Below are 17057 nucleotides of genomic sequence, written 5' to 3'. Positions count from 1 at the left end.
GACGCCGCCGGCTCTCCGTACGATGCGTTCATGACGCTCATCCACGTGATCCTGGTCGAGGACGATCCGGGCTTCGGCGACGCCCTCTGCCGCGTCGTCGAAGACTCGCCCGGCATGCGCCTGGCGGGTCGCGCGGTCACGCGCGCCGAAGGCCTGGCGCTGCTCGCCGGTCCGCCCGCCGACGTGCTGCTGGTGGACCTCGGACTGCCCGACGGTTCGGGCATCGACGTCATCCGCGCCGCCGCGCGCGACTGGCCCGCCTGCCACATCATGGTCAGCACGAACTTCGGCGACGAGACCCACGTGATCCGCTCGATCGAGGCCGGCGCCTCGGGCTACCTGCTCAAGGACAGCGCCCCGGCACGCATCGTCGAGGAGATCCGCAGCCTGGCCGCCGGCGGCAGCCCGATCAGTCCCATCATCGCCAGGAAGGTGCTGTCGCGCTTCCGGCAGGACGCCGCCCGCGCCGTCCCGGCCGAAGCCTCGCCGCTGTCCGCGCGCGAGAACGAGGTCCTCGCCCTGATCACCAAAGGCTTCTCGACCGCCGAGATCGCGGACCTCATGACCCTGTCGCCGTTCACTGTGCGCAGCTTCGTGCGCCGCATCTACGGCAAGCTGAAGGTCAGCTCCAAGGCCGAAGCCATCTTCGAAGCGCGCTCGCAGGGATGGCTGCCGGAGTGACGCCGCCACGCCTGCCCCCAAGCGATTCTTCAAGCGCTTCTCCAAACGCCTCTCCCAGCGTTTCTCTACGCGTTTCCCCACGGCCATCCCCGATCGCGTGGCTGGTGCTGCTCGTCTCGCTGGTGCTGGCGGCGGTGGTTACGGCGGTGGCGCTCAGCGCCTTCGTCGACCGCGCCTTCAGCCCCGCGCTGCATCTGACGGAAGCGGACTGGCAGGTCTCCGAACGCGCCGGCCGCGTCACGCCGCCGGCGACGCAGGACGCCGACGCCTTGCCGCAGGACTGGCATCCGGTGACGCTGCCGCTGGCCTTGCCGGTGGCGCTGCTGGGCCAGGCCGAGGCGGCGCGCGAAGGCGACGCGGCCGTGCGCACGACCTGGCTCCGCGTGCGCGTGCCGTCCGTGCCGGGTCATGCGCGCGGCCTGCTCGCGGGCCAACTGGGCCTCTACGGCGCGCGCATCAAGACCGACGGCACCATCGCCGTCTACGCCGACGGCCACCTCGTCCATCGCGCCCAGGAACAGGGTCCGTTGTGGAACAGCACCCGCACGCCGCTGTGGGTGTCGCTGGAGCCGCCCGAGGACGGCCCTCCGGTGCGCGAGTTCCTGATCCGCCTGGAACACACCAGCCGCAGCCAGGTGGCGGTCTCCAGCCTGTGGCTGGGACCGGTCGACGCCCTGCGGGCCCGCTATCACCTGCGCGCCTGGCTGCAGCTGGAGCTGCCGGCGATCCTCGGCGCGGGCTTCGCGGCGATCGGCGTGTTCGCGCTGTTCGTCTGGATCCGCCGCCCGCATGAGACCGGCTACCTGCTGTTCTTCAACCTCGCGGCGACGTCCTACCTGCGCGGGCTGCATTTCTACGTCTCGCTCCCGATCGCCAACGACGCCTTCGCCTGGCTCACCGTCAACTCGCTGTTCTGGCTGGTGACCGTCGTCCACTTCTTCCTGCGCTCGCTGCACGGCCAGCCGATGCGCGGCATGACGCGCGCGCTGGTGACGGTGACGGTGCTGGTCGGCATCGCGACGCTGCCGCTGCCCGGCCTGCTGCCCAACACCCCGCGCGTGACGCCGCTGCTCTACCTCGTCGTGGCCGGCATGGGCATCGTGGTCGGCACCGCGGGCGCGCGCGCCGCGTGGAAGAGCTCCCGCGAAGGCCGCCTCGTGGCCGCGGGCATCGGCGCGTGCGTGCTGCTGGGCATGTCGGACTGGGCGCTGCAGAACAACGTCGTGAGTCCCGAGGGCTGGTACCTCGGCGCCTACGCCAACGCCGTGGCGCTGACGGTCTTCGGCCTGCTGATGTACCGCCGTTATGTGCAGGCGATCGCGACCGTCGAGGACCTCAACGCGAGTCTGGCCGAGCGGCTGGCCGCGCGCGAGGCCGAGCTCGACGAGAGCCACCGCCGCCTGCGCGAGATCGAACGCCGGCAGGCCGTCAGCGACGAGCGCCAGCGCCTGATGCAGGACATGCACGACGGTCTGGGCGCGGCGCTGATCGGCGCGATCCGCAGCGCCGAGCGCGGCGCGCTGCCCGAGCGCGACGTGGCGCGCGTGCTGCAGGACTGCCTCGACGACCTGAAGCTGACCATCGATTCGATGGAGCCGGTCGAGGCCGACCTCCTGCTGCTGCTCGCCACCCTGCGCTTCCGGCTGGAGCCGCGGCTGGAAGGCAGCGGCGTCGCCTTGCGCTGGGATGTGCGCGAAGTGCCGCAGCTGCCATGGCTGGAACCGTCGAGCGCGCTGCACATCATGCGCATCGTCCAGGAGAGCATCGCCAACGTGCTGCGCCACACGCGCGCGTCGGAGATCTGCCTGAGTACTTCGACCCAGGACGATGGCGTGTGCGTCGAGATCGTCGACAACGGCCAGGGCTTCGACGTGGCGGCCACGCTGGCCCGCGGCGGCGGACGCGGCCTGCAGAACCAGCAGCGCCGTGCGGCGGCCATCGGCGCGCGTGTGGACTGGCAGTCCGGCGCGCAGGGCACGCGCTTCAGACTCTGGCTGCCGTTGGGGTCGTCGACGTCGTCGTCGCCGCAGATCGGTCACTCCACCTAGTCACCGATCGACGCACCTCGACACAAGCGCTCCGGGAGCGCGTGCCTACAGTGCCCTCCACCTTGACGCCCCCTCGCGGTGTCGCAGTTGGAGACTCCTCGTGACCTTGTCCCGTCGTACCTTCCTCGGCAGCGCTGCCGCCGCTGCCGGCGCCGCCGCCGCGTCCACACTGCCCTTGTCGAACGCCGTCGCCGCCAGTCCGATCGGCGACGTGGTCGGCAAGATCACCGTGGGCTACCAGGGCTGGTTCGCCTGCGCCGGGGACAACGCGCCCATCAACGGCTGGTGGCACTGGGCGCAGGACTGGAGCCGCACGCCCTCCCCGACCAATCGCGCGATCGTCTCATGGCCCGACATGCGCGAGTACGCCGCCGGCTACGCCACGGCCTTCTCCCGGCTCGGCAACGGCGGCCCGGCGACGTTGTTCTCGTCCTACGACCAGTCCACCGTCGACACCCACTTCCGCTGGATGCAGCAGAACGGCTGCGACACCGCCGCGCTGCAGCGCTTCAACCCCAACGGCGGCGAAGGCGCGACCCGCGACGCCATGGCCCTGAAGGTGCGCAGCGCCGCCGAGTCCTACGGCCGCAAGTTCTACGTCATGTACGACGTGAGCGGCTGGCGCAACATGCAGCCCGAGATCAAGGCGGACTGGCTGAACAAGATGTCCGCACTCGTGGCGTCCTCGGCCTACGCGCGGCAGAACGGCAAGCCGGTCGTGGGCATCTGGGGCTTCGGCTTCAACGACGACAACCATCCCTGGTCCGCCGCCGCCTGCCTGGACGTCATCAACTGGTTCAAGAGCCAGGGCTGCTACGTGATGGGCGGCGTGCCCACCTACTGGCGCGAAGGCAAGAACGATTCGCGCACCGGCTACCTGGACGTCTATCACGCGTTCAACATGATCTCGCCCTGGATGGTCGGCCGCATCGGCGACGCGGCCGGGTCCGACTGGTTCTACCAGAACGTCAACCTCGGCGACCAGGCCGACTGCAACGCGCGCGGCATCGACTACCAGCCCTGCGTGCTGCCCGGCGACGTGAGCGCGCGCCAGCGCGCGCACGGCGACTTCATGTGGCGCCAGTTCTACAACATGGTCCGCCTGGGCTCGCAGGGCCTCTACATCTCGATGTTCGACGAGTACAACGAGGGCAACCAGATCGCCAAGACCGCCGAGACCGCGGCCTTCGTGCCCGCCGGCTCCGGCATCCTCGCGCTCGACGAGGACGGCACCGCCTGCTCGTCGGACTACTACCTGCGCCTGACCAACGACGGCGGCCGCATGCTCAAGGGCCAGCTGCCGCTGACGCCCACCCGCCCGACGCCGCCCGTGGTCGGCACGACGCCGCCCACCGCCCAGGTGGTGACGCTGCGCGCTCGCGTGAACAACCGCTACGTGACCGCCGAGAACGCCGGCGGCGCGCCGCTGATCGCCAACCGCGACGCCATCGGCGGCTGGGAGCAGTTCGAGCTGCTGGACGCCGGCAGCGGCAACATCGCGCTGCGCGCGCGGGCGAACGGCAAGCTGGTCTGCGCCGAGAACGGCGGCGGCTCCGCGCTGATCGCCAACCGGACCGCGATCGGGCCGTGGGAATCGTTCAAGCTGATCCGCAACGCGAATGGCTCGGTGTCGCTGCAGTCGCTCGCCAACAACCGCTACGTGACGGCGGAGAACGCCGGCGCCGCGTCGCTGATCGCGAACCGGACGGCCATCGGCCCGTGGGAACAGTTCGACTGGATCACCGCCGCGCGCTGAGGCCGGCTCGTCGAGACGTAGACACGTCGCGGGACGCGACGTGTCGTCTCAGAGGTCTTGACTCGGACGTCTGGCGTCAGACGTTGCGCATCCAGTCCGCCGTGTTGGCGAACGAGGCGGCCAGGCGCCGCTGCAGTTCCACGTCGAGTTCGCACTCGGCCATCGCCTGCGTCATCGCCGACATCCACTGGTCGCGCTCGGCGATGCCGATGCGATAGGGCATGTGGCGGGCGCGCAGGCGCGGATGGCCGAAGCGCTCGACGAAGTGGTCGGGGCCGCCCAGCCAGCCGCACAGGAACCAGAACAGCTTGTCCCGCGAGCCGTCCAGCGTCGTCGGGTGGATGGCCCGCAGCTGCGCGAAACGCGGCTCCAGGTCCATCAGGTCGTAGAAGCGGTCGACGAGGCGACGGACCGCATCCTCGCCGCCCACCCACTCGAAAGGGGTAGCGGGCGCGGCGGCCTCGGGCGTGCCGTCGGCACCGGTCTCGGTGGAATCAGTCATCAGGGCGCGAGGAACGGGAAACGGGCGGTATCAAGCGTGTCCGGCGGAGTATTCCAGCACCTTGGTCGCGAGCCCGCGAATCCCCTGCGCCGCGTCGCAGCCGGGGTAGTGTTCCAGCAGCAGCTGCCGCTTGAGCACGGCCTGCCGGACCATCGGGTCGTTCTTGACCTCGCCCAGCAGTTCCAGCTTGAAGGTCTGGCCCGGCGTCGGGCCGACGAAACGCTGCAGCACCTGCTGCAGCTGGCCGCAGATCAGCTTGCCCTCGCCGGGCCGGTTGGCCTGGTTGACCACCAGGCGCACCAGGCGGCGCTCCTGCTGGGTGGCGAGCACCTTGATCGTGGCGTACGCGTCCGTCAGCGAGGTGGGTTCCGGCGTCGCGACGACGAGCACGTCATGCGCCATCGACACCGAGAACAGCACCACGTCCGAGATGCCGGCACCGGTGTCCAGCAGCACGTAGTCGAAACGCGGCCGCACCACCTCCAGGATGTGCAGCAGCTTGTCGCGCACGTCGGGCGTCAGCCGCGAATACTCGACCATGCCCGAGCCCGCCAGCAGCACGTGGAAGCCGCCCGGCGCGGGCAGGATGGCCTGGTCCAGGGTGCAGCGTTCGGTGAAGACGTCGTGCAGCGTGAGCTTGGGGTGCAGGTTCAGCACCACGTCCAGGTTGGCCAGGCCGAGGTCGGCATCCAGCACCAGCACGCGCTCGCCGCGCGCGGCCAGGGCCGCCGCCAGGTTGGCGGTGACGAAGGTCTTGCCCACGCCGCCCTTGCCGCTCGTGACGGCCAAGGTGCGAGCGCCTCCGCGGGCATGGGGTGCAGCAGGAGCTGTTGTATTGCTCATTCACTATCCTGTTGCGTTACGGCGAACAACATGCCCTTTTCCTCGGCGCTCACCAGCGAGTCCACATGGCTCTCGAGGCAGGCACGGTTGCGGCCTTCGGCCTTGGCACGGTAAAGCTGACGATCCGCCCTTTCCGTCCAGATCAATGTCGACGACCGCACCCACTGGGGCGCGAACGCCCCGCCGATGCTGATCGTGCAGGTCAGCGGCGGATGACCGGCGCCGGCGCTGATCGCCAGGGCCTGCACCCGCTGCCGGATGCGTTCCGCGACCGTCACCCCGAACGAGGTCGGGCAGTTGGGCAGGATGATGGCGAACTCTTCGCCGCCTATCCGCGCCACCGTGTCCATCGGCCGCACCGTCTGCGCGATCGCCTGGGCGACCGCGCGGATCACCAGGTCGCCGGCCGCGTGGCCGTGCTGGTCGTTGACCGCCTTGAAGTGGTCGATGTCCAGCATCAGCAGCAGCGCCGGTTCCCCGGAGCGCGCCACGCGGTCGACCTCGCGCGCCAGCGCCATCTCGAAGCTGCGGCGGTTGACCAGGCCGGTCAACGCGTCCTTGCTGGAGAGATCGCACAAGGCGTCGAGGATGCCCTGCAGCCACAGCTCCGAATACGGTTCGGCGTCGGGCAGCATGGCCCCGGCCTGTTGCAGCAGCTGCAGGGCCAGTTCCAGGCGCAGCTTGTGGGCTGCTATGAGACTTTGCGGAGCGTCCAAGGTCGATTCGGGCAATTTCGAGGGCAGTCTAGCGGCTTCCCCCCCAAATGAGCGCGCAGAAAAGAGGGGTTCCCCCCACCTCTTTCACACATCAAATGGACCAAACACACTCAAACTAGCTATTGTCGACAATGGCGATCACCCGGTGCTACGGCATCTCATCCTCGAATAAAACCAAACAGCCCCATGCGCCCAGGTCAACCGGTTTCGCTCGCGGTCCCGCCCCAGGTGGAGGCGATCGATCATGAGTTCAGCTTCAGCAAGGCCGACTTCGAACGGGTCCGCCAGCTGATCTACCAGCACGCCGGCATCTCGCTGCACGACGGCAAGCATGCGATGGTCTACAGCCGGCTCTCGCGCCGCCTGCGCGACACCGGCCACAAGAGCTTCGCCGACTACCTCCAGTGGCTGGAGGGCGTCACCGGCCCGCAGGGCGACCAGGAGTGGCAGGAGTTCGTCAACTGCCTGACCACCAACCTGACCTCGTTCTTCCGCGAGGACCACCACTTCCTGTCGCTCACCGACGACCTCAAGACGCTGACCGGCAAGCCGATCCGCATCTGGTGCTGCGCGGCGTCCACCGGCGAGGAGCCCTACTCCATCGCCATGACCTGCCAGGAATCGCTGGGCGCCAGCAGCGGCGTGCAGATCGTCTCCAGCGACATCGACACCAACGTGCTCAACACGGCCCGCAAGGGCGTGTACGCGGCCGAGTCGCGCGGCCTGTCGCCGCAGCGGCTCAAGCAGTTCTTCCTGCGCGGCACCGGCGCCAACGAGGGCCGCATCCGCGTTCGCCCGGAGCTGGCCAAGATGATCGACTTCCGGCCGCTGAACCTGATGCACACCACGTGGTCGCTGGGCGACCCGTTCCACGTCGTGTTCTGCCGCAACGTCATGATCTATTTCGACGCCCCGACGCAGCGCAAGGTGCTGGAGCGCATCCACAAGGTGATGCGTCCGGGCGGATTGCTGTTCGTCGGGCATTCCGAGAACTTCACCGATTCCCGCGATCTCTTCCGCCTGCGCGGCAAGACGATCTACGAGCGTGTCGGCTGATCGCCACGAACGATCCGCCGCACGACGATCCGAAGAACCCTCATTCAGCGACACCCCATGACCCTGCCCTCAGCCTCCTCCGCGATGCAGCAAAGCGCGGCGCTGGCCAGCGCCGGCGCGGCCCGCGTGGCCCAGCTCAAGTCGGTGACGCGCAAGAACGGCGAGGCGTCGTTCTTCTTCTACGAAGCGCACTTCAAGAACGCCGCGGTCAAGGTCCTGCCCGGCGAGTACTTCGTCGACAACGACGACATCCTGGTCATGACCACGCTGGGCTCGTGCATCGCCGCCTGCCTGTGGGACCGCCACGCGCAGATCGGCGGCATGAACCACTTCATGCTGCCCGAAGGCCAGGGGGACTCGGGCCGCTACGGCTCGTTCGCGATGGAACTGCTGATCAACGAGATGATGAAGCGCGGCGCCTCCAAGAGCCGCATGGAAGCGAAGATCTTCGGCGGCGGCGCGGTGATCGCCGGCATGAACACGATCAACGTCGGCGAGCGCAACACCAACTTCGTTATCGACTTCCTGAAGCTGGAACGCATCCCCATCGTGTCCAAGGACGTGATGGACGTCTACCCGCGCAAGGTGTGTTTCCTGCCTAAGAGCGGCAAGGCGATGGTCAAGCGCCTGGCGCCGACCAACACCGACGCGCTGGTGCAGCAGGACCGGACCGCGGCGCAGCAGGCGCAACCGGTGGCGAGCACCGGCGGGTCCATCGACCTGTTCTGACACGCAGACGGATGCGGACAAGGACGCATCACTGAGACAACATCGGGGCGGCACCGAGGCAACAAGGACGCCGCGCCGGAACCGGCCAAGCCGGGCAGTACCGAGGAGTAGAAGAAATGGCCAAGACCACCGTCGTCGTCGTCGACGATTCCGCGCTGGTGCGGAGCATCCTGACCGAGATCATCAACCGCCAGCCCGACATGCAGTGCATCGGGGCCGCGAGCGACCCGCTGGCCGCGCGGGAGATGATCCGCAACCTCAACCCCGACGTGATCACGCTCGACGTCGAGATGCCGAAGATGGACGGCCTCGATTTCCTGCAGCGCCTGATGCGCCTGCGGCCGATGCCCGTCGTGATGGTGTCGACGCTGACCGAGCGCGGCGCCGAGGTCACGCTCAAGGCGCTGGAGCTGGGCGCGGTGGACTTCGTGGCCAAGCCCAAGATCGGCGTGGCGGACGGCATCCGCGCGCTGGCGCAGGACATCACCGACAAGATCCGCATCGCGGCGAAGGCGCAGATCCGGCGTCTGCACGCGCCGGGTCCGGCCGCGGCGCCGGGCGCCCCCGCCCCCACCGGCGGCGCGACGCCCCCGCTCAAGCCCGCCTCGCCGATCGCGAGCCTGGGCCGGCTGTCGACCGAGAAGATCATCTTCATCGGCGCGTCGACCGGCGGCACCGAGGCCACCAAGGACGTGCTGATCAACCTGCCCGCCGACTGCCCGGCGGTCTGCATCACGCAGCACATGCCGGCGGGCTTCACCCGCAGCTACGCGGCGCGGCTGGACGGCCTGTGCAAGATCCGCGTGAAGGAAGCGCAGGACGGCGAACGGATCCTGCCCGGCCACGGCTACATCGCGCCGGGCGGCATGCACTTCAGCGTGGAGCGCTCCGGCGCCAACTACATCGCCCGCGTGCAGGACGGCGAGGCGGTCAACCGCCACAAGCCGTCGGTGGAGGTGCTGTTCAACTCCGCCGCGCGCGTGGTGGGCCAGAACGCGCTGGGCATCATGCTCACCGGCATGGGCGCGGACGGCGCCAAGGCGATGAAGACGATGAAGGACGCGGGGTCCTACAACCTCGTGCAGGACGAGGCGACCTGCGTCGTCTTCGGCATGCCGCGCGAGGCCATCAACGCCGGCGCGGCCGACGAGGTCCTGCCGCTGCACCAGATCGCCACGCGACTGATCGAGCGCCTGCGCAGCACGGCAGGCATGTCGATGAACCGCGTGTGATGCGCAATTGATCGGCGACTGATCGTCGATCAATCGTCACTTCCCGGCGGGGAGCTCCTCGCCGAACACGAAACGGGCGCTAATGATGCGCCCGTTTGCGTTTCCGCTCGCACCTCCGTTGCCGCCCTCGCCGTCTGCGTGAGCCGGGTCGACCTCGTAGATCGCGATCAGCTCGCGCACGACGGGGCCGTCCGGCGTCTGGTTGACGATGCGTTCGTGGTCGATGACGGTGTTGCCGACTGCGATGCGATGCAGCAGCTGAGCGTGAGGACGCGAGGCCTCGAAGCGCGCGGCCATCCGCTCGCGCAAGGCCGGAGAACCTTGCGCGATCAGCCGGTCGGGATACTCGTACTGGCGCGCGTCGGCCGCGTAGGTGGCGATCAGCGCCTCGACGTCATGCGCGTTGTAGGCGTCGAGCTGCGTTTGAACGATGTCGGCAGGCGACATCGAAACGCTCGTCGTTTTGCTCATTGGGCGCGACCCTTCTTTTCTTCGTTGTTCCGGTTGACGACCGGCAACGCGCGCGCGGGCGCGGCCGCCTGTCGATCGTTGGCTGCGGCAACCAGCGTCGCCTGGCGCGCGGCCTGCTCGCGGGCGACCCGCTGCGCTTCGACCTTCGCGAGGCGCTGCTCGCGGGCGGCGATCTGGAATTCGGCGTTGACGTCGTTGAAGGCGTTGGCGTTCGAGACCAGCGCCAGCGCGGACAGGATCGCGATCAGCACGGTCAGCGCCGGTCCGATCACCGGGAAACGCGCCCACGGCGAGTAGGCGTAGCACGGTCCCTGCGGGGTCAAGCGGGCGTGCAGGCAGGACGTGATGTCGGGCTCGTTCATGGTCGTTCCTTCGTTCATCGGGGGGAGTTCTTGGGCGATCACAGGGAGTTCTGGATCAGTGCTGGTAATGCTAGATGCCCAACAAACGCTCTCCAAACGCTATATCCTTGCCTCCTTGTGCAGCCTGGCTACCCAGTGGAAGCCACGCCAGAACCCGGACCTCGATCCGGGACGGGCCCCGACACAGGATGACGACCGATGCGAATCCCCCGCCTTCCGCTCCAGTACCTGGCCGCTTTCCGCGCCGCCGCGCTGCACCAGAACCTGCGCGCCGCGTCCGAGGAGCTCAACCTCACGCACTCCGCCGTGAGCCAGCAGATCCGCGCGCTGGAGCTGCAGCTCGGCTTCCCCGTCTTCGACCGGCAGGGACGGCGCGTGGTGCTCAACGCGGCGGGCGGCGCGCTGCTCCGCGGCGTGGAACGCGCGTATCAGGAGCTCGACCAGGGCCTGCGCGCTGCGACGGCCGCGCACGGCATCGAGCAGCGCAGCCTGCGCGTGACGGTGCTGCCCTCCTTCGCACAGCGTTGGCTGCTGCCCCGACTGGGCCGCTGGCATGCGCGGCATCCGGAGGTGACCATCGAGATCGAGGCGTCGCCGCGCCTCGTCGACCTGGAGCGAGAGAACTTCGACATCGCGCTGCGCCAAGGCCTCGGCCCGTGGCCGGGCCTCGACAGCGAGCCGCTCTTCGACCTGTCGATGCTGCCGGTGGCGTCGCCGGCGCTGGCGCACCAGCTGATCGGCGAGCCGCTGGAAGCGCTCGCGCAGGCGCCGCTGCTCGGCGACGCGGCGCAATGGGAAGACTGGTTCTCGCAGGCCGGACTGCGGCGTCAGGTCGTGCCCGTCGCGATCTTCAACGACTTCGGCATCCTGCTGCAGGCGGCGGAGCAAGGCATGGGCGTCGGCCTGACGCGCGAGCTGCTGGCCGCGGACGCGCTGCTCGACGGCCGCCTGGTGCGCGTCGCGCCGCGGCAGGCGATGCTCAAGGAGCCGCAGCGGTACCACATCGTCTACCGGCCGAAGTCGCGCCAGGAGCCCGCCGTGTGCGCGTTCATCGAGTGGCTGCACGAGGAGACCGCGCAGTCGCGCGCCGCGCTGGACGGTGCCAAGACCTGTCTGGCGACGGGCAAGGTCACGCCGGGGGCGATGCCGGTCACGACCTGAGCGTCACCCGTTCAGGTCGGCGCTCAGCTCAAGCGCTCAGCTCAAGCGCTCAGGAACAGTTCCTGCAGATCGCTGAGGAAGTCGAAGCCTCGCGGCGTCGCGCGGATCACGGCCGGATCGGGATCGAGCAGACCCTTCGCGCGGCCCTGCTCCATCGCCTTGGCGATCGCCGACGGCGGCAGGCCCGTGCGTTCGAGGAAGCTCTGCATCGTCACGCCTTCGCGCAGGCGAAGCGCGTTCAGCATGAACTCGAAGGGCAGCTCGTTGCGGGCGACTTCGTTCTCGTTGGACACGGCCTGACCCTCGGCGGCCTTCTGCATGAAGGTCGCGGGATCGCGCCAGCGCACCTGGCGCAGCAGCCGATGCGCGAAGCTGAGCTTGGTGTGCGCGCCGGCGCCGATGCCGAGGTAATCGCCGAACTGCCAGTAGTTGGTGTTGTGCGTGCAGCGATGGCCGTCGCGCGCATAGGCCGAGACCTCGTAGCGCGACATGCCCTTGGCGCCGGTGCGCGCGGTGATCAGGTCCAGCATGTCGCTGGCCAGATCGGGATCGGGCAGATGCGCCGGCGGCGAATTCGCAAAGCGCGTGTTCGGCTCGATCGTCAGGTGGTAGACCGACAGGTGCGGCGGATCGAAGGCCAGCGCGATGTCCAGGTCCTGGTCGAGTTCCGCCAGCGTCTGCCCCGGCAGCGCGTACATCAGGTCGATGTTGAAGGTGCCGAACGAACGGGCCGCTTCCTCGATGGCCGCGCGCGCCTGCGTGCCGCTGTGGATGCGGCCGAGCGCGTGCAGCTTCGCGTCGTCGAAGCTTTGTACGCCGATGGACAGCCGCGTCACGCCCGCCTGCGCGAAGCCGGCGAAGCGGTCCTTCTCGAAGGTGCCGGGATTGGCTTCCATCGTGATCTCGCAGCCCGGCTCCAGCGGCAGCCGCGCGCGCAGGTCGGAGATCAGCTCGGCGATCTGCTCCGGCGCGAACAGGCTGGGCGTGCCGCCGCCGATGAAGATCGACACGACGGAGCGTCCCCAGATCAGCGGCAGCGCCGCTTCCAGGTCGGAGCGTAGCGCGGCGAGGTACTTGCGCGCGGTCTCGACGTCGAGCTCGCGCCCGTCGCGGTATTCATGCGAGTTGAAGTCGCAGTACGGGCACTTGCGGATGCACCACGGCAGGTGCACGTACAGCGACAGCGGCGGCAGCGCCGACAGCGTCAGCGTGCCGGGCCGCATCATGCGGATGATGTCAGCCAAGGTGCCAGCTCTCGCGCATCTGGCGCAGCAGGTCCTGCGACGCGAGCGCGCGATGGCTCAGGCGGTTCTTCGCCTCGGCGCCCAGCGCCGCGACGCTCTTCCCGAGTTCGGGAATGAACATCAGCGGGTCGTAGCCGAAGCCGCCCTCGCCTTCCTGCGCGTGCAGGATCTCGCCGTGCCAGCGGCCCATCGCGATCAGCGGCTCCGGATCGTCGGCCGAGCGCACCGCGACCAGCGCGCAGACGAAGCGTGCGCGTCTATCCTCGATGCCTTCGAGCTTCTCCAGCAGCACGCGGTTGTTCCCGGCGTCGCTCTTCTCATGGCCGAACAGGGTCGCGTAGCGCGCCGACAGCACGCCCGGCATGCCGCCCAGCGCGTCGACCGCCAGGCCCGAGTCGTCCGCCAGCGCCGGCAGGCCGCTGGCCTTCGCCGCATGACGCGCCTTGGTCAGGCCGTTCTCGACGAAGGTGTGGAAAGGCTCTTCCGCCTCCGGGATGCCGAGGCTGCCCTGCGTCACGAGTTCGATGCCGAGCGGCTCGAACAGCGCCTGCAGTTCCTTCAGCTTCTTCGCATTGTTGGAGGCCAGGACCAACTTCATCGCTTGCTCCAATCGGACAGGAATCGCGGAATTACTTGATGCCGAGCGCCTCGCGCTGCGCGACGAACAGCTCGCGGATGCCCTTCTCGGCGAGGTTCAGCAGCACGTCGACCTCGGCGCGCGTGAACGCGACGCCTTCGGCCGTGCCCTGCAGCTCGACGAAGTGTCCCGCACCGGTCATGACCACGTTCATGTCGGTGTCGCAGGCGGAGTCTTCGACGTATTCGAGGTCCAGCAGCGCCTGGCCGTCCAGGATGCCGACGGAGATCGCGGCGACCGCATCCTTCAGCGGCGTGTCGACGATCTTGCCCTGCGCGATCAGCCAGCTCACCGCGTCATGGGCAGCCACGTAGGCGCCGGTGATCGCCGCGGTGCGCGTGCCGCCGTCGGCCTGCAGCACGTCGCAGTCGATCTGGATGGTGCGCTCGCCCAGCTTGGACAGGTCGAACACCGCGCGCAGCGCGCGACCGATCAGACGCTGGATCTCCTGCGTGCGGCCAGTCTGCTTGCCGCGCGCGGCCTCGCGGTCGCTGCGGGTGTGGGTGGCGCGGGGGAGCATGCCGTATTCGGCGGTGACCCAGCCTTCGCCGCTGCCGCGCTTGTGCGGCGGCACCTTCTCTTCGACCGACGCGGTGCACAGCACCTTGGTGTCGCCGAACTCGATGAGCACGGCCCCTTCGGCGTGACGCGTGTAGTGACGGGTGATGCGGACCGGACGCAAGGCGTCCGCCGCGCGCCCTTGCGGGCGGGTGGCGCTGCTGCTCATGAGGAAATCCTTTGGTGCCTTCAGTGGGGCTTCTTGCCGGCCTTGCGGATCGCGTCCTGGATCTCGCGCACGGCGGAATCGATCTCGGCCTCGTCGAGCTGCACGTCCTGGGTCGCCCCGTGGATCGTGGAGGCGAAGCCTTCCTGGTCGAGGTCCTGCGTGGAGATGGAGTCCGGGGCGTCGCCCTCGCCTTCCCACTCCACGGCCAGGGCCGTCACATTGTCGCTGCGCGCGCCGGCCTGGCGCAGCGCCTGCTCGACGAGCTCCGGCACCGCGTCGCCGACCGAGCGGCTGTCGGACATGTGGCGCAGGATGTCCACGTCGCTGACCGAGCTCCACAGCCCGTCCGAGCACAGCAGCATGCGGTCGCCGTTCTGCAGCAGCACCGGGCCGTTGACGTCGATCATCGGCTTGCCGGGGCTGCCGAGACACGTGAACAGCACATGGCGGTTGAAGCGCTCGGCGCCGGTCGCGTGGCGGCCCAGCGCCTCCTGCAGCTCGCTGTAGGAATGGTCACGGGTGCGGGCGATCAGCTCGGTCTCGCGCAGCAGGTACATGCGGGAGTCGCCGCAGTGCGCCCACCAGATCTGGCCCTGTTGCATCAGCCCGACGACGATGGTCGTGCGCGGCGTGTCGTTCATGCCGCGCTGCTGCGCGTAGGTCAGCAGCTGCTGGTGCGCGAGCAGCACCGCCGTCTCCAGGAACTGCGAAGGTTCCTTGATCACCGGCTGCGCATCGCGCTGGAACAGCGCCGCGACGTTCTGGAGCGCCAGATGGGCGGCGACCTCGCCGTCCGGATGGCCGCCCATGCCGTCGGCGAGGGCGAAGAGACCGGCCTCGCGGGTATAGCAATACCCCATGCGGTCCTCGTTCTTCTCCCGTCCGCCCCGACGGCTCACCTGATAGACGGAGAACTTCACGCCTTCGCCCCGGTCTTCAGGTTCTCCAGCTGCAGCTTGAGGCGCTCGCTGAAGCTGAGCTTGGTGTAGCGGCGCTCGGTCTCGCGCGACAGTTCCTTCTGCAGCGCGAAGACGCTCTGCGGGCGGGTCAGCGGATCGAGCGACATGCACCACTCGGTCACTTCGAGCAGGTTGTCGGAATACACGTTGCGCAGGCGCGAGAGCGACAGCCCCAGGCGGTCCTTCTCCAGGCGCTGCGGCGCGTCGTTGGGCGGATAGCCCTGCATGCAGGCGTAGATGCAGGCGCCGATGGCGTAGATGTCGGTCCACGGGCCCAGCGAGCCGTCGCGGCGGTACATCTCGGGCGCGGCGAAGCCGGGCGTGTACATCGGCCGGATGAAGTTGCCTTCCTTGGACAGCACTTCGCGGGCCGCGCCGAAATCGAGCAGCACCGCCTTGTTGTCGTTGGTGATGAAGATATTGGCCGGCTTGATGTCCAGGTGCAGCATCTTGTGCTGGTGCACGATGCGCAGGCCCTTCAGGATTTCGTCGAAGAGCGACCGGATGGTCGATTCGCGGAACACCTTGTCACGCTTCAAATCGCGGGCGGTCACGATGAAATCCTGCAAGGTATCGCCTTGCAGGTAATTCATGACCATATAGACGGTCTCGTTCTCGCGCAGGAAATTCAGCACCGAGACGACGCTCGGATGCGAAATTTGCGCGAGGGAGCGGCCTTCCTCGAAAAAGCTGCGCAACCCCAGGCGGTACAGGGGCTGTTTTTCCGGTTTCACGCGGGGCGTGAGTTCTCCGGGAGATCGTTCTGCAAGGGACGAGGGGAGGTATTCCTTCAGAGCCACCAAGTGATGGTCGGGGTCTTCGGCGAGATAAACGACGCCGAATCCACCCGCAGCCAGTTTCTTGATGATCTGATAGCCCCCCACCACCGTGCCTGCGGGCAAGGGCGCCGGTTTCGGCTTTGACATAATCGCGGTTCGATTGTTCTACCGATAGCTGATGCCAGTTTACAGCATGACCGGTTATGCCAGCGCCACGGCACAACCCGCGAACTCCGGCGAAACCCCTAGCCCGGCCACCCAACCCGCGGTCACGGTGGAGGCGCGCTCGGTGAACGGACGCTTCCTCGACCTGAGTTTCCGCATGCCCGACGAGCTGCGCTCGCTCGAGCCGGCGCTGCGCGAGCTCGTCTCGGGCAGCGTCAAGCGAGGCAAGATCGAACTGAGGATCAACACCCACAAGGACACCGACACTTCCTGGCCGAACCCGCAGCCAGAGCAGCTCAACCGGCTTTCGCGGCTGGAATCGCAGGTGCAATCCTGGCTGCCGAAGGCGCAGGGATTGAGCGTCCAGGAAGCGCTGAACTGGTGCAAGACGGGAGCGACCGGCGCCTCGGCGAACGACGAGACGGTGCTCGACGCCGCGCGTCAGTGCATCCAGGGATTCCTCGAAGCGCGTGAGCGCGAAGGCGCCAAATTGGTAACGATGCTCAAGCAGCGCGTCGCCACTTTGCGGGACCTCGCCACACAAGCCGAGCCGCTGGTCCCCGCGGCGGTGCAACGCCAGCGCGAACGTTTCCTCGAACGCTGGCAGGAGGCGCTGAGCGCGACGGGCGCCACGCAGACGATCTCCGAGCAGTCGCTGCAGGAACGCGCCGTCAATGAAGCGGCGGCCTACGCGCTGCGCATCGACGTGGCCGAGGAGCTCACGCGGCTGCGTGCGCACCTGGACGAGATCGACCGCCTGCTCAAGAAGGGCGGCGAGGTCGGCAAGCGGCTGGACTTCCTGATGCAGGAACTGCACCGCGAAGCCAACACGCTGGGCTCCAAGGCCGCGGCCATCGAGCTGACCAACATCTCCGTCGACATGAAGGTCGCCATCGAGCAGATGAAGGAACAGGTGCAGAACATCGAGTGAGCGGGCGCGTGCGCGGAGATTCTGTCGACACCGTCGACAAAATCGGTCCGCGCGGCGG

General features: G+C 68.3%; 18 protein-coding genes. 8 read left to right on the top strand and 10 right to left on the bottom strand.

What is annotated here, in order from left to right:
- Window positions 1–30: 30 nt before the first annotated feature.
- The 3 genes from ACQZ13_RS10575 to ACQZ13_RS10565 all read left to right on the top strand — a co-directional run bounded on the left by ACQZ13_RS10575 (window position 31) and on the right by ACQZ13_RS10565 (window position 4485).
- Entirely contained in the window at window positions 31–681 is a 651-nt protein-coding gene (locus tag ACQZ13_RS10575; protein ID WP_431051677.1) for a response regulator, read from the top strand.
- A gap of 119 nt (window positions 682–800) precedes the next feature.
- Window positions 801–2729: an ATP-binding protein gene (locus tag ACQZ13_RS10570; RefSeq protein WP_431053187.1), complete on the top strand. Its 1929-nt coding sequence runs from the start codon at window positions 801–803 to the stop codon at window positions 2727–2729.
- Between the two features lie 100 nt (window positions 2730–2829).
- Entirely contained in the window at window positions 2830–4485 is a 1656-nt protein-coding gene (locus ACQZ13_RS10565) for a lectin (protein WP_431051675.1), read from the top strand.
- A 76-nt stretch (window positions 4486–4561) separates the two neighbouring features.
- Here ACQZ13_RS10565 and ACQZ13_RS10560 read toward each other — a convergent pair whose 3' ends face one another.
- The 3 genes from ACQZ13_RS10560 to ACQZ13_RS10550 are packed head-to-tail and all read right to left on the bottom strand — an operon-like array spanning window position 4562 to window position 6546.
- On the bottom strand, window positions 4562–4987 hold the full coding sequence (locus tag ACQZ13_RS10560; protein WP_297524383.1) for a group II truncated hemoglobin: 426 nt from the start codon (window positions 4985–4987) through the stop codon (window positions 4562–4564).
- Window positions 4988–5017: 30 nt separating this feature from the next.
- On the bottom strand, window positions 5018–5830 hold the full coding sequence (locus ACQZ13_RS10555) for a MinD/ParA family protein (protein WP_088403687.1): 813 nt from the start codon (window positions 5828–5830) through the stop codon (window positions 5018–5020).
- On the bottom strand, window positions 5827–6546 hold the full coding sequence (locus tag ACQZ13_RS10550; RefSeq protein ID WP_431051672.1) for a GGDEF domain-containing protein: 720 nt from the start codon (window positions 6544–6546) through the stop codon (window positions 5827–5829). The genes ACQZ13_RS10555 and ACQZ13_RS10550 overlap by 4 nt, the downstream gene beginning before the upstream one ends.
- A gap of 186 nt (window positions 6547–6732) precedes the next feature.
- Here ACQZ13_RS10550 and ACQZ13_RS10545 point away from each other — a divergent pair, with 186 nt between their 5' ends.
- From ACQZ13_RS10545 to ACQZ13_RS10535, 3 genes are all read left to right on the top strand, one after another.
- Window positions 6733–7602: a CheR family methyltransferase gene (locus ACQZ13_RS10545; protein WP_431051670.1), complete on the top strand. Its 870-nt coding sequence runs from the start codon at window positions 6733–6735 to the stop codon at window positions 7600–7602.
- 57 nt (window positions 7603–7659) lie between these two features.
- Window positions 7660–8331 (top strand): chemoreceptor glutamine deamidase CheD, encoded by a 672-nt coding sequence (gene cheD, locus ACQZ13_RS10540; protein WP_088403685.1) that lies wholly within the window; start codon window positions 7660–7662, stop codon window positions 8329–8331.
- A 116-nt stretch (window positions 8332–8447) separates the two neighbouring features.
- A complete protein-coding gene (locus tag ACQZ13_RS10535; RefSeq protein WP_088403684.1) occupies window positions 8448–9563 on the top strand; it encodes a protein-glutamate methylesterase/protein-glutamine glutaminase in 1116 nt (371 codons plus the stop codon).
- 36 nt (window positions 9564–9599) lie between these two features.
- Here the strand turns inward: ACQZ13_RS10535 and ACQZ13_RS10530 are convergent, their stop codons facing one another.
- Together ACQZ13_RS10530 and ACQZ13_RS10525 are read right to left on the bottom strand one after the other, a co-directional pair.
- Window positions 9600–10010, bottom strand: coding sequence for a nuclear transport factor 2 family protein (locus ACQZ13_RS10530; protein WP_431051668.1), 411 nt, complete (start codon window positions 10008–10010; stop codon window positions 9600–9602).
- A 20-nt stretch (window positions 10011–10030) separates the two neighbouring features.
- Entirely contained in the window at window positions 10031–10396 is a 366-nt protein-coding gene (locus ACQZ13_RS10525) for a hypothetical protein (protein WP_431051666.1), read from the bottom strand.
- Window positions 10397–10594: 198 nt separating this feature from the next.
- On the opposite strand from ACQZ13_RS10525, the gene ACQZ13_RS10520 reads away from it, so the two are divergent.
- Entirely contained in the window at window positions 10595–11557 is a 963-nt protein-coding gene (locus ACQZ13_RS10520) for a LysR substrate-binding domain-containing protein (RefSeq protein ID WP_431051664.1), read from the top strand.
- A gap of 41 nt (window positions 11558–11598) precedes the next feature.
- Here ACQZ13_RS10520 and hemW read toward each other — a convergent pair whose 3' ends face one another.
- The 5 genes from hemW to ACQZ13_RS10495 are packed head-to-tail and all read right to left on the bottom strand — an operon-like array spanning window position 11599 to window position 16050.
- Window positions 11599–12783 carry a radical SAM family heme chaperone HemW gene (gene hemW, locus ACQZ13_RS10515; protein WP_431053185.1) on the bottom strand — a complete coding sequence of 395 codons (1185 nt, stop codon included), beginning with the start codon at window positions 12781–12783 and terminating at the stop codon, window positions 11599–11601.
- A gap of 10 nt (window positions 12784–12793) precedes the next feature.
- On the bottom strand, window positions 12794–13399 hold the full coding sequence (gene rdgB, locus ACQZ13_RS10510; RefSeq protein ID WP_431051662.1) for an RdgB/HAM1 family non-canonical purine NTP pyrophosphatase: 606 nt from the start codon (window positions 13397–13399) through the stop codon (window positions 12794–12796).
- Between the two features lie 31 nt (window positions 13400–13430).
- Entirely contained in the window at window positions 13431–14165 is a 735-nt protein-coding gene (rph, locus tag ACQZ13_RS10505; protein ID WP_431051660.1) for a ribonuclease PH, read from the bottom strand.
- Window positions 14166–14185: 20 nt separating this feature from the next.
- Window positions 14186–15085, bottom strand: coding sequence for a PP2C family protein-serine/threonine phosphatase (locus ACQZ13_RS10500; protein WP_067275106.1), 900 nt, complete (start codon window positions 15083–15085; stop codon window positions 14186–14188).
- The gene (locus ACQZ13_RS10495) at window positions 15082–16050 is read right to left on the bottom strand and encodes a serine/threonine protein kinase (protein WP_058936168.1); all 969 of its coding nucleotides are present in this window, start codon (window positions 16048–16050) and stop codon (window positions 15082–15084) included. Before ACQZ13_RS10495 ends, ACQZ13_RS10500 begins: the two co-directional genes overlap by 4 nt.
- A 31-nt stretch (window positions 16051–16081) precedes the next feature.
- Here ACQZ13_RS10495 and ACQZ13_RS10490 point away from each other — a divergent pair, with 31 nt between their 5' ends.
- Window positions 16082–16999, top strand: a complete 918-nt coding sequence (locus ACQZ13_RS10490; protein WP_088403678.1) for a YicC/YloC family endoribonuclease — start codon at window positions 16082–16084, stop codon at window positions 16997–16999.
- Window positions 17000–17057: the final 58 nt, after the last annotated feature.

The organism is Roseateles sp. L2-2, from assembly GCF_050613215.1.
Classification (GTDB): Bacteria; Pseudomonadota; Gammaproteobacteria; order Burkholderiales; family Burkholderiaceae_C; genus Roseateles; species Roseateles noduli.
The sequence above is the reverse complement of the archived record's forward strand: the minus strand, read 5'-3'. Positions and strand labels throughout refer to the sequence as shown.

Coding starts and splice junctions, on each gene's coding strand:
- ACQZ13_RS10575 (WP_431051677.1), top strand. CDS start 31: ATGACGCTCATCCACGTGATCCTGGTCGAGGACGATCCGGGCTTCGGC.
- ACQZ13_RS10530 (WP_431051668.1), bottom strand. CDS start 10,010: ATGTCGCCTGCCGACATCGTTCAAACGCAGCTCGACGCCTACAACGCG.
- ACQZ13_RS10525 (WP_431051666.1), bottom strand. CDS start 10,396: ATGAACGAGCCCGACATCACGTCCTGCCTGCACGCCCGCTTGACCCCG.
- ACQZ13_RS10560 (WP_297524383.1), bottom strand. CDS start 4,987: ATGACTGATTCCACCGAGACCGGTGCCGACGGCACGCCCGAGGCCGCC.
- ACQZ13_RS10520 (WP_431051664.1), top strand. CDS start 10,595: ATGCGAATCCCCCGCCTTCCGCTCCAGTACCTGGCCGCTTTCCGCGCC.
- ACQZ13_RS10555 (WP_088403687.1), bottom strand. CDS start 5,830: ATGAGCAATACAACAGCTCCTGCTGCACCCCATGCCCGCGGAGGCGCT.
- ACQZ13_RS10535 (WP_088403684.1), top strand. CDS start 8,448: ATGGCCAAGACCACCGTCGTCGTCGTCGACGATTCCGCGCTGGTGCGG.
- ACQZ13_RS10490 (WP_088403678.1), top strand. CDS start 16,082: ATGCCAGTTTACAGCATGACCGGTTATGCCAGCGCCACGGCACAACCC.
- hemW (WP_431053185.1), bottom strand. CDS start 12,783: ATGATGCGGCCCGGCACGCTGACGCTGTCGGCGCTGCCGCCGCTGTCG.
- rdgB (WP_431051662.1), bottom strand. CDS start 13,399: ATGAAGTTGGTCCTGGCCTCCAACAATGCGAAGAAGCTGAAGGAACTG.
- ACQZ13_RS10495 (WP_058936168.1), bottom strand. CDS start 16,050: ATGTCAAAGCCGAAACCGGCGCCCTTGCCCGCAGGCACGGTGGTGGGG.
- cheD (WP_088403685.1), top strand. CDS start 7,660: ATGACCCTGCCCTCAGCCTCCTCCGCGATGCAGCAAAGCGCGGCGCTG.
- rph (WP_431051660.1), bottom strand. CDS start 14,165: ATGAGCAGCAGCGCCACCCGCCCGCAAGGGCGCGCGGCGGACGCCTTG.
- ACQZ13_RS10545 (WP_431051670.1), top strand. CDS start 6,733: ATGCGCCCAGGTCAACCGGTTTCGCTCGCGGTCCCGCCCCAGGTGGAG.